Annotated in this window: 9 protein-coding genes; 8 read left to right on the plus strand and 1 reads right to left on the minus strand. The window is 67.0% G+C overall.

Going from position 1 to position 15,128, the window contains the following annotated elements:
• Positions 1-19: 19 nt before the first annotated feature.
• A complete protein-coding gene (locus BW737_RS07415) occupies positions 20-3,985 on the plus strand; it encodes a DNA-directed RNA polymerase subunit beta' (RefSeq protein WP_086614098.1) in 3,966 nt (1,321 codons plus the stop codon).
• Between the two features lie 378 nt (positions 3,986-4,363).
• Here BW737_RS07415 and BW737_RS16205 read toward each other — a convergent pair whose 3' ends face one another.
• Positions 4,364-4,516: a hypothetical protein gene (locus BW737_RS16205; protein WP_180272127.1), complete on the minus strand. Its 153-nt coding sequence runs from the start codon at positions 4,514-4,516 to the stop codon at positions 4,364-4,366.
• A 10-nt stretch (positions 4,517-4,526) separates the two neighbouring features.
• Between BW737_RS16205 and BW737_RS07420 the strand changes: the two genes are divergently transcribed.
• From BW737_RS07420 to rpsJ, 7 genes are all read left to right on the plus strand, one after another.
• Positions 4,527-7,004, plus strand: a complete 2,478-nt coding sequence (locus tag BW737_RS07420) for a hypothetical protein (RefSeq protein WP_143233322.1) — start codon at positions 4,527-4,529, stop codon at positions 7,002-7,004.
• A gap of 155 nt (positions 7,005-7,159) precedes the next feature.
• On the plus strand, positions 7,160-7,969 hold the full coding sequence (locus BW737_RS07425) for a hypothetical protein (RefSeq protein WP_143233323.1): 810 nt from the start codon (positions 7,160-7,162) through the stop codon (positions 7,967-7,969).
• Between the two features lie 822 nt (positions 7,970-8,791).
• Complete coding sequence (rpsL, locus tag BW737_RS07430) at positions 8,792-9,166, plus strand: 30S ribosomal protein S12 (RefSeq protein WP_073327562.1); 375 nt, start codon at positions 8,792-8,794, stop codon at positions 9,164-9,166.
• Complete coding sequence (gene rpsG / locus BW737_RS07435) at positions 9,166-9,636, plus strand: 30S ribosomal protein S7 (RefSeq protein ID WP_073327560.1); 471 nt, start codon at positions 9,166-9,168, stop codon at positions 9,634-9,636. Before rpsL ends, rpsG begins: the two co-directional genes overlap by 1 nt.
• Positions 9,637-9,711: 75 nt before the next feature.
• Positions 9,712-11,847, plus strand: coding sequence for an elongation factor G (gene fusA / locus BW737_RS07440; RefSeq protein ID WP_086614095.1), 2,136 nt, complete (start codon positions 9,712-9,714; stop codon positions 11,845-11,847).
• Positions 11,848-12,046: 199 nt separating this feature from the next.
• The gene (gene tuf / locus BW737_RS07445; RefSeq protein ID WP_086614094.1) at positions 12,047-13,237 is read left to right on the plus strand and encodes an elongation factor Tu; all 1,191 of its coding nucleotides are present in this window, start codon (positions 12,047-12,049) and stop codon (positions 13,235-13,237) included.
• A 1,580-nt stretch (positions 13,238-14,817) separates the two neighbouring features.
• On the plus strand, positions 14,818-15,126 hold the full coding sequence (gene rpsJ, locus BW737_RS07455) for a 30S ribosomal protein S10 (RefSeq protein ID WP_003786051.1): 309 nt from the start codon (positions 14,818-14,820) through the stop codon (positions 15,124-15,126).
• The last annotated feature ends 2 nt before the right edge of the window (positions 15,127-15,128 follow it).

Below are 15,128 nucleotides of genomic sequence, written 5' to 3' on the forward strand. Positions count from 1 at the left end.
TGATTCGGAAGTAGGAACTGTGCTCGACGCCAACGTGTTCGACAGGATCCAGCTCGGCCTCGCCACCGCCGAGGACATCAAGTCCTGGTCGCATGGCGAGGTCAAGAAGCCCGAGACCATCAACTACCGCACCCTCAAGCCGGAGAAGGACGGACTCTTCTGTGAGAAGATCTTCGGCCCCACCCGTGACTGGGAGTGCGCCTGCGGCAAGTACAAGCGCGTGCGCTACAAGGGCATCGTCTGTGAGCGCTGCGGGGTGGAGGTGACCCGCTCCAAGGTGCGCCGTGAGCGCATGGCGCACATCAAGCTGGCCGCCCCGGTAACCCACATCTGGTACTTCAAGGGCGTTCCCTCGCGCCTGGGATATCTGCTCAACCTGGCCCCCAAGGACCTGGAGAAGGTCATCTACTTCGCCGCCCACATGGTCACCGAGGTGGATGAGGAGGCACGCCACGACGACCTGCCCTCGCTGCGCAACGAGTTCGAGGTCAAGAAGCGGCACGTGGAGGAGGCCGGCCAGGCCGACATCGAGGCCCGTCAGCGCCGCCTGGAGGAGGATCTCGCTCAGCTCGAGGCGGAGGGCGCCGAGCAGGCGCAGCGGGACAAAGCCCGCAAGACCGCCGAGCGCGAGATGGCGTCCCTGCGTCGCAAGAACACCCGCACCCTGGAGCACATGGACAAGGTGTGGGACCGCTTCGTGTCTCTCAAGGTCGGTGACCTCGAGGGCGACGAGGTCCTGTACCGGGACATGGCCGCCGACTACGGCATCTACTTCAAGGGAGCCATGGGCGCAGAGGCCATTCAGGACCGCCTGCGCAGCTTCGACCTGGAGGCGGAGGCCGCCGCCCTGGCCGAGATCGTCGAAAGCGGCACCGGCCAGCGCAAGACCCGTGCCATCAAGCGGCTGAAGGTCATCAACGCCTTCCGCATGACCGGCACCGCCCCCGAGGCCATGGTGCTGGACAACATCCCGGTGATCCCCCCGGACCTGCGCCCCATGGTGCAGCTGGACGGTGGCCGCTTCGCCACCTCCGACCTCAACGACCTGTACCGCCGCGTCATCAACCGCAACAACCGCCTCAAGCGGCTGATGGACCTGGGCGCCCCGACGATCATCGTCAACAACGAGAAGCGCATGCTGCAGGACGCCGTCGACGCCCTGTTCGACAACGGCCGCCGCGGCCGCCCCGTCACCGGCGTGGGCAACCGCCCGTTGAAGTCCCTGTCCGACATGCTCAAGGGCAAGCAGGGCCGCTTCCGGCAGAACCTGCTGGGTAAGCGCGTGGACTACTCGGGCCGCTCCGTCATCGTCGTCGGCCCGCAGCTGAAGCTGCACCAGTGCGGTCTGCCCAGCCAGATGGCCCTGGAGCTGTTCAAGCCCTTCGTCATGAAGCGGCTGGTGGAGCTCAAGGAGGCGCAGAACGTCAAGGCCGCCAAGCGGATGGTTGAGCGCGCCAACCCGAAGGTCTGGGACGTGCTGGCCGAGGTCATCCGCGAGCACCCGGTGCTGCTCAACCGCGCCCCCACGCTGCACCGCCTGGGCATCCAGGCCTTCGAGCCGCAGCTGATCGAGGGTAAGGCCATCCAGCTGCACCCGCTGGTGTGCGGTGCCTTCAACGCCGACTTCGACGGCGACCAGATGGCCGTGCACCTGCCGCTGGGCGCCGAGGCGCAGGCCGAGGCGCGCATCCTGATGCTTTCGAGCAACAACATCCTCAAGCCCTCCGACGGCCGCCCCGTGACCATGCCCTCCCAGGACATGATCATCGGTACCTACTACCTCACCCAGGAGCCGGATCCGGCCGTGGCGGTGGAGACCGACGAGCACGGCGAGCCGATCGTCCCGGCCTTCTCCTCCTACGCGGAGGCGGTCATGGCCTACGACTTCGGCAAGCTGGACGTCAACGCCACCTGCGACATCCGCTTCGAGGAGGGCATCACTGCGCCCGAGGGATGGCAGCCGCCCGAGAACTGGAACGAGGGTGACCCGATCACCCTGCGCACCTCCTTCGGTCGCGCCCTGTTCAACACCGCCCTGCCCGAGTCCTTCCCCTACGTCAATTACACGGTTGACAAGAAGAAGCTCGGCAACATCATCAACACGCTGGCGGAGTCCTACCCGCGTGTGGAGGTGGCCGCCTGTCTGGACGAGTTGAAAGCCAACGGCTTCCACTGGTCGACCTGGTCCGGCATCACCGTGGCCTTCGCCGACGTGGTCTCGCCGCCCTCGAAGCCGGAGATCCTCGCCCGCTACGAGGCCGAGGCCGCCGAGATCGAGGAGCAGTTCGAGCTCGGTGCCCTCACCGAGGACGACCGCTACAAGTCGCTGATCGACATTTGGACCAAGGCCACCGACGAGGTCGCCCAGGCCATGCGCGCCAACTTCCCCGAGCGCAACACCGTCTACCAGATGGTGGCGTCCGGTGGCCGCGGTAACTGGGACCAGATTCGCCAGCTGGCCGGTATGCGCGGCCTGGTGGCCGACCCCAAGCAGCGGCTGATCGAGCGGCCGATTAAGGCGAACTACCGGGAGGGCCTGTCCGTCCTGGAGTACTTCATCGCCACCCACGGCGCCCGCAAGGGTCTGGCCGACACGGCTCTGCGCACCGCCGACTCCGGCTACCTGACTCGTCGTCTGGTCGACGTCTCCCAGGACGTGATCGTCCGCGAGGACGACTGCGGCACCCGCAAGGGCCTGACCAAGCGGTTGTTCACCTGGCGGGAGGTCGACGGTGAGCGCGTCAAGGAGGTCTCCGACATCCTGGAGACCACCGTGTTCGGCACCACGCTCGCCCGCGACGCCGTGGACGCCGACGGCAACGTCGTGATCGCGGCCGGCACCGACCTCGGTGACGCCGACATCCGCGCGGCCATCGACGCCGGTATCGAGGAGATCGTCTGCCGCTCCGTGCTGACCTGCGACTCCGCCGTCGGCACCTGCGCCGCCTGCTACGGTCGCTCGCTGGCCACCGGCAAGCGTGTCGACATCGGCGAGGCGGTAGGCATTATCGCCGCCCAGTCCATCGGCGAGCCCGGCACGCAGCTGACCATGCGTACCTTCCACACCGGTGGTGCGGCCGGTGCCGCCGACATCACCCAGGGTCTGCCCCGCGTCCAGGAGCTCTTCGAGGCCCGCACCCCGAAGGGTGAGGCCGCGGTGGCCGAGGCCGCCGGCACCCTCAAGATCGAGGACGACGCCGACGGCAAGCGGCTGGTGATCACCCGCGACGACGGCGAGGAGGACCTGGTGGTCCCCGTCTCCCGTCGCCAGCGGCTGCTGGTCGCCGACGGCGACCACGTGGAGCCGGGCGACGCCCTCACCGAGGGACCGATCGATCCCAAGAAGCTGCTGCGCCTGCGCAGCGTCGGCGCCACCCAGCGGCACCTGGTGGACGAGGTGCAGGAGGTCTACCGCTCCCAGGGCGTGGACATTCACTCCAAGCACATTGAGGTCATCGTGCGGCAGATGCTGCGTCGCGTGACCGTGCTGGACGCCGGTGACACCAACCTGCTGCAGGGTGACCTGGTGGACGTCTCGCGTTACCGCGAGGAGAACCGTCGGGTCATGGCCGAGGGCGGGAAGACCGCTTCTGCGCGCACCGAGCTCATGGGTATCACCAAGGCCTCGCTGGCTACCGACTCCTGGCTGAGTGCCGCCTCCTTCCAGGAGACCACGCGCGTGCTCACCGAGGCCGCCATGAGCGGCAAGTCGGACCCGCTGCTGGGCCTGAAGGAGAATGTCATCCTGGGCAAGCTGATCCCCGCCGGTACCGGTCTGGCCCGCTACTCGGACATCGAGGTGGAGCCGACCGAGGAGGTCAAGGCGGAGGTCTTCTCCCGCGCCGGCTTCGCCGGCAGCGACGGATTCTCCGCGGGCGACTCGGTGGCGCTGGACGACTTCTCCTTCGGCGGTGACTTCCGTGCGGACTTCTCCGACGACTTCCGCACCGGTTTCAACACCTCCTCGGAGGACATCCAGTTCTGAGGCGAGTGCGGCCGCTGGGCGACCGCACAGCGCCGAGTGACAACGACGGCGGCCCGCACCCCCACTACGGAGGGTGCGGGCCGTCTCGCCCGTCGCACGTCGGTTGCGATGTGCGTCACGTGGTGGCAAGGTGAGCTCGCGTCAGCCCTCCTCATTTCCAAAGGGATGCCATGAGTGACTACCGAAACTCCCTGAGTCCCGAACCTGTGCCCGAGAGCTATCCCGACGGCGTCGCCCCTGCCCCGGACCCATCGAACCCGCCTGCGAGCAGCGCATTCCCGGCGGCACCCGAGCGACCGGCTTTGAAACGGCCCCGCCGCCGGCCGCCGCGGCACCACCCCCGGCAGCGCCGGTATTCCCCCAGGCCGACGCCCAGCCTCAGCCGGCCATGCAGCCGCCCACGCCGACGCCGCCGACCGCCCAGCAGCCGGCCATGCAGCCGCCTGTGGTCAGTGCCGCCGCTCCCAGCCCGGTCGGGGCCACGATGCAGGCGCTGATGCGCAAGCCCGCGCTTACGACGGTAGGGCTCACGCTCGTGGTCGTGTTTGGGGCCGCGCTGGTCTCGGCGATACTGCTCATGACATCGCTCGAGTTGCTTGGGCAGCACAACGTGCCGACTTCCTTCGGATTGTTCGTGGTTGCCATTGGCTTCAGCCTCGGAGGCAGGCTGCAAGCCACGTTCTCCCCGGAGACGCTGGGGGTGGGCACATATGCCTCTGTCAATGCGGGGCTGACGGTACTGCCGCTGGGAACGCTGCTGGCGATCGCCATCGGCGTGTTCCTGCTCGCCCGCAAGCGCGCTCCCGTAGACGAATCCGCGGCGCCCCTGGGCGCGATGGCATTGCGTGCGGCCGTGGAGTCGGCTGCGGTCGCGCTCGTGGCGTGTCTGCTCACCGCCCTGGGCTCTTACGACCCAGCAGGAACCGGCGACGTGGTTGTGCGCGCCTCCGCCGGATCGTCACTACTGATCATCTGGGTGATCGTCTTCGCCCCGCTGATGCTGGCGCGTGCGGGGACGCAACTCACCTCCCGCGTTCCGGCCCGGTTGCGCCAAGTGTTGCGCGAACTCGGTGCACTGGCAGCGGTGACCGGGGTGGTGCTCGGCGCAGTCAGCCTCGTGGTCGGCGTGTTTGCGGCATTTAAGAATGACGCGAGTGGTGCGACGGTCTTATTGCCCGTGCTGCTGGGCAATCTGATCGTGTACGCGCTCACGCTCGGCACCCTGGGCAGTATCACGGGCTCCGTATCGGCTGTTGTCCTGCAGGAACTCGGCCTTGGCGATACCCCGTATCTTGCGGGCACCGTATCTGCCCGGGACATCATGGGCTCATGGTCCATCCTGCTGTACCTCGCCGTGGTGGTGGTCGCCATAGCCGGCGCGGCCCGCGTCGGTGTGCGCCGACAGCGGCTGGCCTCGGCGGACTTGGGCCGGACCTGGCAGATGCCTGTCGCGGCGCTGGTGGCAGGACTGCTCGTGCTGCACCTGCTCGCACCGGTACGCGTCTCGGGGAGCCTGCTGGGACAGCAGGCGTCGGCAAGCGTCGGTCCGGCCTGGTGGTCCAGCCTGACATTGGCGATCTTCGTGCTGATGGTCTCGGCGCTGGCGGAGGTACTGCCCACGTGGCTGTACGCCAACGCCATCTCCTTCCTACGACTGTGCGCGGGCGCTCGGGCGGTTGAATACTGGGTGAACGGTCAGGCACAGCCGGCCCGGCAATTCGTGGCGCCCGCCCAGCCCTACCCCTACGCGGCGGGCGTTGCACAGCCGGCCGGACCGGATCCCGCGGTACCACCCGCAGGCGCCGTCCCGCCCGCCCCTGCGCCGGCGGCGGGCGACGTCCCCGCCGGTTACGTCGCCCAGCCCTACGCGACTTCGGCGCCGACAGCGGTCTATGCGACGCCTGCACCCGCGCCGGCTTACGCGTCGTCGGCTCCGAGCATGTCGGCCGCCTCCGCGCCAGTAGCCATGTCGGCCAATGCGGCAGGAGTGCCTGCGCTGCCCGCGCCGCAGCCGATGGACCCGGCGGCCAGAAGGCGGCTGAAGCGTGTGGCTGGTGTAGTGGTGGCCTGCCTAGTTGTGATCGGAGCCGGTGCCATCGCGGTGCACGTGCTCAACTCGCGGCGGGGGCCGGAGCAGGCGGTCGAGGCTTACCTGGAACTGATCGCCGACGGCCAAGCCGCCGCGGCCACCGCCATGGTGGACCCCGGCGTGCCGAACAACCAGCGGCTGCTGCTGACCGACGACGTCCTCGGTGCCGCGACCTCCCGCATCCAGGTAGTCGATGTGCGGGTGCCTTCGGGTGCCGATGCGGACCTGAGCGGTAGTGACTCGGTCACTGTTAACGCAACGCTATCCCTGGACGGCAAGCGCTTGGACGTGCCCATCACCGTGAAGCCAGGGGACAAGGAGTACGGCTTGCTGAACACCTGGGAGGTCGACACCCCACTCATCCGGGAGATCACATTGTCCTCCTACTCGCTCAACGCTGTCACCGTCGGCGGCACGGAGGTGTCACTGGAGACCAGTGAATACGACGGCGCCTCGGCCACCCAGTACGTCTACTTCGGCATCTACGACGTCGGCGTTGGTGCAGACGTGTCCGATTACCTCACGGCCGACAACACCACGCTGAACGTCAATGACTCCTCCGAAGGCGAGTTGCGGGTCGAGGGCACACCCACCGAGGCGCTCAACACCCTGGTGCTTGACGCCGTCAACGCGCAGGCGTCCGACTGCGTGACTCCGCCCGGGAACCTCGACGAGGTCTGCCCGAGCCCGCTGCAGTCCACGCAGTTGGACTCGCTAGAGGTGAGCCAAGAGGCCGCGGAGGTGACGGTGGACGGAGCCAGCTTTGAAAGCGGCCCGGTTACCTTCACCACGCGCGACAATCCGAGCGACTGGAACAAAGACCCGGACCCCGAGGACTGGAAGTACACGCTCTACGGTTCCATTGAGTGGCCCGATGGGGGCGGCGAGCCGACGATCACCGTCACCGGGTCCTCCATCTACTGGTACTGACACGAACGTGTCTAAACGCACCCTCGTGACGACGCTGCGGATCGGTACCGTTTTGGGTGCACCGGTCCGCAGCGTCGTCGCCAAGGAGAGTTGCCCGTGACCACTCCACCGGAGTACCAGCCAATCCGCATCCATCGCGCGGCGCGACCAGGCGCGTGAGCGCTTTCGGCCGCAACGGCAATGATGGTCGGTTGGATCGCGACGCCGCCGACGCCCAGTGGCAGGATGCGCAGCCGACCCAAACGGTCGACACCACCACCGGCCTGGGTGACGGCGCCGCCACCACTGCGCTACCCGAGTCGTATGCACCCGCCGACTGTGCGGACATCGGCTATGCGCGCTCGGACGCAGAACCGGCCCCGACCATGGCGCTGCCGGTGGGTACCGGCTACGCGATGCCCACCACGCAGGCCGGGTACGCGCCCGCCGCGGGGCATGTGCAGCCGGGCACCCCAGTGCGCCTGCCGGCGGCTCCGACCCGACGCCATACGGCCGCCACTCCGCTGGGGATGATCCTGGTGCTGCTCGCATCGGCGCTGCTCGGCTGGGGCATCTACACGCTGCTCGCCTCCCTGGATGTCATTGCCGTAGCGCAGGGTGCGGGCAGCCCGATCAACACCACGGCCGCCGCGGCTTTTGCCACCGGGGGAGTGCTGGCCTTCATCGCCTTCATCGTCGCCATCGTGGCCGTGGCCCGGGCGCGTCCGAAGACGGCCGCGGTGATCCTGCTGCTGACCTGCCTGGTACTGCCGACCGTGGCGACTTTCGGCGGTGCCTATTACGGGGCAACAGCCCTCAAGGAGCGAACCGTGGCTCAGGCGGAGACATACGCCGACTTGCTCGACGTGGGTGCAATCGACACCGAGCAGATCGACGCCGTCATTGATCGGGTGGAGTCCCTGGGGGTGGACCTCCCCGGCAAGGACGAGGTCTTGGACATCCTCCGCGCCGCCAAGGGAGAGTAGGGGAAGTCCGCGCGGCGCTGGGCATCTTCCCGTCGGCGGCAACCGAGATCCGCACCACCGCGGTGCGCCAGTTCGATCAGCTTGCCGTCGGCCCGGAGACCGCCACCAACGGCTCCGTCTTGTACATACACCGAGCAGGTCCCGGAGATCCGGCATGAGCCGACCGCGACGCCGGCATCGCTGCGCTCGTACAGCCGTGCCAGCCGGTCGTCTGCTACGCCACTTCGGTGTTTGGAACGCCGGTTAGCGATCTGCTGTATACCCCGGAGGCCTTCAGCAGACCGCTAAGTGGCGTAGTAGACGGTGAACCGGCGTAGTAGACAGGCTCTTTGTGTTTGTGGGGGGCGGCGGTTCGGACTCGGGGCCGCGATGTGGTGGTCGTGTTCGGGTGTGGGCGGTCGTTCCCGGGTTGACGAGGACGACGTCGAGCCGGCGTTGTTGGCCTGTGCGGACGGTTCGTCCGGCCTCGCAGGCGGTTCGTCATGAACAGCGACCGGCGGCGAGGTGGGACGTGGCCAGGAACACCCCAACCCCGTCTGGCGCACGGCGTCACGCACGGGTAATGTGTCCCACTGGTGCCCGCGTACGGTCACCGTTCTCCATTCCGTTCCCAGCCACTCGGAGTTCAGGCTCCGGTCGGTGACGCGGGTCTGCCGCGGCGGGAACCGACGGGCCCCGTCACGGGGCTCCGGGCGCATCGCCGTCGGCCCGGCCGACGGTGGGCGGGCCGGCCCTAACCGTGGCGCAGTGCGCCGTCTCGGGGGAGCGGGCCGGCACGTGGGCAGCGACAGCCCGCAAGCACTTCAAGATGGAGAATCAGTAGTGCCCACGATTCAGCAGCTGGTCCGTAAGGGCCGCTCGACCAAGCGCGCGGCGTCCAAGACGCCGGCGCTCAAGTCCAGTCCGCAGCGCCGTGGCGTATGCACCCGTGTGTACACCACGACCCCGAAGAAGCCGAACTCCGCCCTGCGTAAGGTCGCCCGTGTGCGCCTGTCGACCGGCATCGAGGTCACGGCCTACATTCCCGGTGAGGGCCACAACCTCCAGGAGCACTCGATTGTGCTCGTCCGTGGTGGTCGTGTGAAGGACCTTCCCGGTGTCCGCTACCACATCGTGCGCGGTTCCCTCGACACCCAGGGTGTCAAGGGGCGCCAGCAGGCACGTTCCAAGTACGGCGCCAAGAAGGAGAAGAACTAATGCCTCGTAAGGGTCCCGCACCCCGGCGCCCGCTGGCCGTCGACCCGGTCTACGGCTCGCCCGTCGTCACCCAGCTCGTCAACCGTGTCCTGCTCGACGGCAAGAAGGCGACCGCAGAGCGCATCGTCTACGGCGCCCTCGAGGGCGTGCGCTCCAAAACCGACCAGGATCCGGTCTCGGTGCTCAAGCGCGCCCTGGACAACATTCGTCCGTCCCTGGAGGTCCGCTCCCGCCGCGTCGGTGGCGCGACCTACCAGGTCCCGGTCGAGGTTCGCCCCAACCGCGCCACCACCCTCGCTCTGCGCTGGCTCGTGGACTTCTCCCGCCAGCGGCGCGAGAACACCATGACCGAGCGGCTCATGAACGAGATCCTGGACGCCTCCAACGGCCTCGGCGCCGCCGTGAAGCGGCGCGAGGACATGCACCGAATGGCCGAGTCCAACAAGGCCTTCGCTCACTACCGCTGGTAATCAACCGCACGCCCCCGAGCCCCCGGGCCCGGGCGGCGCCCAACTCCCGCACCACAAGAACGAAGGACATTACTAGTGGCACTAGACGTGCTGACTGACCTCACTAAGGTCCGCAACATCGGCATCATGGCTCACATCGATGCCGGCAAGACGACCGTGACGGAGCGCATCCTGTTCTACACGGGCATCAACTACAAGATCGGCGAGACGCACGACGGCGCCTCGACGATGGACTGGATGGAACAGGAGCAGGAGCGCGGTATCACCATTACCTCCGCGGCCACCACCTGCTTCTGGAAAGACAACCAGATCAACATCATTGACACCCCCGGCCACGTCGACTTCACGGTCGAGGTTGAGCGCTCCCTGCGTGTGCTCGACGGCGCCGTCGCCGTCTTCGACGGCAAGGAGGGCGTCGAGCCCCAGTCCGAGACGGTGTGGCGCCAGGCGGACAAGTACAACGTGCCCCGCATCTGCTACATCAACAAGATGGACAAGCTGGGTGCGAACTTCGACTTCTCCGTGCAGACGATTCGCGACCGGCTTCACGCCACCCCGATCGTCATCAACTTCCCCATCGGTGCCGAGAACGAGTTCTCCGGCGTCGTCGACGTGCTGGAGATGCGGGCCATCCGCTTCCCGGAGAAGGACGCCGACGGCAAGGAGACCCGCGGCAGTGTCGTCGTTTACGAGGACATCCCGGCCGAGCTCGTCTCCCGCGCCGAGGAGCTGCGCAACGAGCTCGTCGAGACGGTCGCCGAGGCCGACGACGAGCTGATGGAGAAGTACCTGGAGGGTGAGGAGCTGTCGGTCGCCGAGCTCAAGCGCGGCATCCGCAAGCTCACCATCGCCGGCGAGGCGTTCCCGGTCTTCGCCGGGTCCGCCTTCAAGAACAAGGGCATTCAGCCCGTGCTCGACGGCGTGCTCGACTACCTGCCCTCTCCGCTGGACGTGCCCGACGTCGAGGGCCACGTCCCCGGAGACGAGTCGAAGATCATCACCCGCAAGGCCGATGAGCACGAGCCCTTCTCCGCGCTGGCCTTCAAGGTCGCCACGCACCCGTTCTACGGCAAGCTCGTGTACGTGCGCGTGTACTCCGGCAAGGTCTCCCAGGGCGACACGATCTTCAACGCCACCAAGGGCCGCAAGGAGCGCGTCGGCAAGCTCTTCCAGATGCACTCCAACAAGGAGAACCCGGTGGAGCAGGCCCACGCCGGCCACATCTACGCGTTCATCGGGCTGAAGGACGTCACCACCGGTGACACCCTGTGCGCTCAGGGCGACCCGATCATCCTGGAGTCGATGACCTTCCCGGACCCGGTCATTCACGTGGCCATCGAGCCCAAGACCAAGGGCGACCAGGAGAAGCTCGGCGTTGCCATTCAGAAGCTCTCCGAGGAGGACCCGACCTTCACGGTCGAGCTAGACGAGGAGACCGGCCAGACCGTCATCGGCGGTATGGGCGAGCTGCACCTGGACGTGTTCGTGGACCGCATGCGGCGCGAGTTCAAGGTTGAGGCGAACGTCGGTAACCCGATGGTCGCCTACCGCGAGACCATCCGTAAGAAGGTCGACAAGGTCGAGTACACGCACAAGAAGCAGACCGGTGGTTCCGGCCAGTTCGCGAAGGTGCTCATGACCTTCGAGCCGCTGACCCACGACGACGCGGACGAAGAGGGCGAGAACAAGCACTACGAGTTCGTCAACGCCATCACCGGCGGCCGCGTGCCCCGCGAGTTCATCCCCAGCGTCGACGCCGGCGTGCAGGAGGCCATGACCACCGGTGTGCTGGCCGGCTACCCGATGGTGGACGTCAAGGCGACCCTCGTCGACGGCGGCTACCACGAGGTCGACTCCTCCGAGATGGCCTTCAAGATCGCCGGTTCCATGGCCTTCAAGGAGGGTGCCAAGAAGGCCAAGCCGGTTCTGCTCGAGCCGGTCATGGCCGTCGAGGTGCGCACCCCCGAGGAGTACATGGGCGACGTCATCGGCGACCTGAACTCCCGGCGCGGCATGGTCCAGTCGATGGAGGACGCGCAGGGCGTGAAGGTCATCAAGGCCAACGTCCCGCTGTCGGAGATGTTCGGGTACGTGGGCGACCTGCGATCCAAGACGCAGGGCCGCGCCGTGTACTCCATGGAGTTCGACTCCTACGCCGAGGTTCCCAAGAACGTCGCGGACGAGGTCATCGCCAAGGCCAAGGGCGAGTGACCCAGGCCGCACCCGGTGCCGGGGCGTGACGACACGCGCCGTCCGCCCCGGCCCCACCGGCCCCGGAATTGCATCCGGGGCAGCCCATCCAAGTAAGATTTCCAACAATTCATCAGTAGACACTCTCGCAGTCGGTATGGCTACCATGTGCTAGTCGATCCCCGACGAAGAGAACTACCCGAGTCCCAGGAGGACACCAGTGGCCAAGGCCAAGTTCGAGCGGACCAAGCCGCACGTCAACATCGGAACGATCGGTCACGTCGACCACGGCAAGACGACGCTGACCGCAGCGATCTCCAAGGTCCTGCACGACGAGTACCCGGACCTGAACCCCTTCACTCCCTTCGACGAGATCGACAAGGCTCCGGAGGAGCGTCAGCGCGGTATCACCATCAACATCGCGCACGTCGAGTACGAGACCGCCAAGCGTCACTACGCTCACGTTGACGCCCCGGGTCACGCCGACTACATCAAGAACATGATCACCGGTGCCGCGCAGATGGACGGCGCCATCCTGGTGGTCGCCGCCACCGACGGCCCGATGGCCCAGACCCGCGAGCACGTTCTGCTCGCCCGCCAGGTCGGCGTCCCCGCCCTGCTGGTCGCGCTGAACAAGGCCGACATGGTCGACGACGAGGAGCTCCTCGAGCTGGTCGAGATGGAGGTCCGCGAGCTGCTGTCCTCCCAGGACTACGACGGCGACAACGCCCCCGTGATCCGCGTGTCCGCGCTGAAGGCCCTTGAGGGCGACCCGGAGTGGACCGCCAAGATCAAGGAGCTGATGGACGCGGTCGACGAGTACATCCCGACCCCCGAGCGCGACATGGACAAGCCGTTCCTCATGCCCATCGAGGACGTCTTCACCATCACCGGCCGCGGCACCGTCGTCACCGGCCGTGTCGAGCGCGGCAAGCTGCCGATCAACTCCGAGGTCGAGATCCTCGGTATCCGCGAGCCGCAGAAGACCACCGTCACCGGTATCGAGATGTTCCACAAGTCCATGGACGAGGCTTGGGCCGGTGAGAACTGTGGTCTGCTGCTGCGCGGTACCCGCCGTGAGGACGTCGAGCGCGGACAGGTCGTCTGCAAGCCCGGCTCCATCACCCCGCACACCCAGTTCGAGGGCCACGTCTACATCCTGACTAAGGACGAGGGCGGTCGCCACAACCCCTTCTACTCGAACTACCGTCCGCAGTTCTACTTCCGCACCACGGACGTCACCGGCGTCATCACGCTGCCCGAGGGTACCGAGATGGTCATGCCCGGCGACACCACCGAGATGTCGGTTGAGCTGATCCAGCCCATCGCCATGGAGGAGGGCCTCGGCTTCGCCATCCGCGAGGGCGGCCGCACCGTCGGCTCCGGCCGCGTCACCAAGATCATTAAGTGACGATCCACCTGCTTTGAGGCGCCCCGGGCGCCACTTAGCCAAGACAATCCCCTTCCTCGCCTCGCGGCGGGGGAGGGGATTTCTTTGTCCTGGCGCTCTGCGAATGAGGTTCTACGGGATCACCCGAATGCGACCACCGCAGGCGGCAGGGCCGAATCACCACCTGCCCCAGTCTCCGCAGCTGCTCGAAAGGCGCTTCTAAGGCATCTTCGAAACCGGTTCTTTGGGTTTGAGGTTGCGGTGGTCGTGGTCGGGTGCTGAGGTCGTTGTCGGGCGGGATGGTTGTCGGTGTTGTGCGTTGTTGGTTGTCCGGATCGGCGGGTCGGTGGGGATGGTTCGAGGGCGTGGGTTGGCCCGCGAGGACGTGGCCCGGTCCTTCCAGGACGCCGCCCCTCAGGGCGTTCTCGACGGTGGGCCGGCGTCCTGGCCGAACTCGCGTCCTCGAGCGATCTTCGCCTGGAAGAGACAGCGACCCGTAAACGTCCCCGCCCGAAGACGTCCTTGTCAGCCCGAAGGTGTCCGCGGGCGGATGAGGTCGCATTCGACGAGCGCGGGGTGTTCGAATACCGCCTCGCGAGCCCGAAGGTGTCCTCGTGAGCCTCGGGACGACCCGGCCCGGCCGGCTAATACGAACTCTTGTGCCCGAGTGCGACTCTCGCAGGGTAGCCCGTGCTGAATCATCACGGGATATCGGCGCGACCGTGGTGCTTCGGCCTGGTGTGTTGTGGGGAGCGTGCTGCCAACCCCCTAGATGTTTGGACCGGGATCCCGCGCTTGGACCGGGTTCCCGCACTTGGACCGCGTTTCTTCAGTTGGACCGTCTGAGAGTGCGTTTGAGGCGGTCCAACCGCAGGCAGGCGGTCCAGCCGCAGCTTGATGGTCCATCTGGATGCGGGTGGCCCAAGTCTGGGACGAAGGGGGCAGCGACGAGCGTCTGGGAGCACACCTTGCCAGCGACAGGCGGGCGGGGCGGGGACCATGCCGGCGTTGGGCGTCCCCGGCGGCTACACCACACTACGAGACCCACCCGTGAGAGCAGGGACTTCGTCAATACACGCGACTTAGGCGAGGCCGGGGTACTGGTCGCCAACGTTCCCCGTGCCTAGACGGGTGACGCCCTGGACAGTCTTTAAAACAAGGTCGTTGAGCCGGAACAGACCGAGGAACTGCGCGCCGATCCCTAACGCGACCCGGTGACCCCGGTCACCTGCACGCCCATGGGTGTCAACAACCACCGAATACTTGTCACAGGAGAGCGGACACCAGCACCCTGCCACCAAGCGATCGCGGTACGCGACACGCCCGAACGCGTGGACCCGTGCGCGGTCTCACAGGCCCGGCGGGTGCCCTCGGCTTTCACATGCGGGGGCGGCGCTGATAGCGTAGGCCAGCCGGCGGGCCCACACCCGTTCCGGCCGCACCGGGGGCCCACCCCGGAATCCAGTCTGACGGACCCGATCGCCATCGGGACTCCGTGTGTCCAGACCGGCTCACCAGCTTGACTGGGCCGAGGTGCGCGTCGCATCGCGACACGCCCGAGCGCGTGGACCGGTTACCGAAAGCAAGAGAGGTTAGGCGCCATGGCGGGACAGAAGATCCGCATCCGGCTCAAGTCCTACGACCACGAGGTCATCGACTCCTCGGCGCGCAAGATCGTCGACGTCGTGACCCGCGCGGGCGCGACGGTCGTGGGCCCAGTGCCGCTGCCGACCGAGAAGAACGTGTTCTGCGTCATCCGGTCGCCCCACAAGTACAAGGACAGCCGCGAGCACTTCGAGATGCGTACGCACAAGCGGCTGATCGACATCGTCGACCCGACGCCGAAGGCCGTCGACTCGCTCATGCGTCTCGACCTGCCGGCCGACGTCAACATTGAGATCAAGCTCTGAGG

Origin of the sequence: Actinomyces ruminis, assembly GCF_002154335.2 — a bacterium.
Lineage (GTDB): Bacteria > Actinomycetota > Actinomycetes > Actinomycetales > Actinomycetaceae > Actinomyces > Actinomyces ruminis.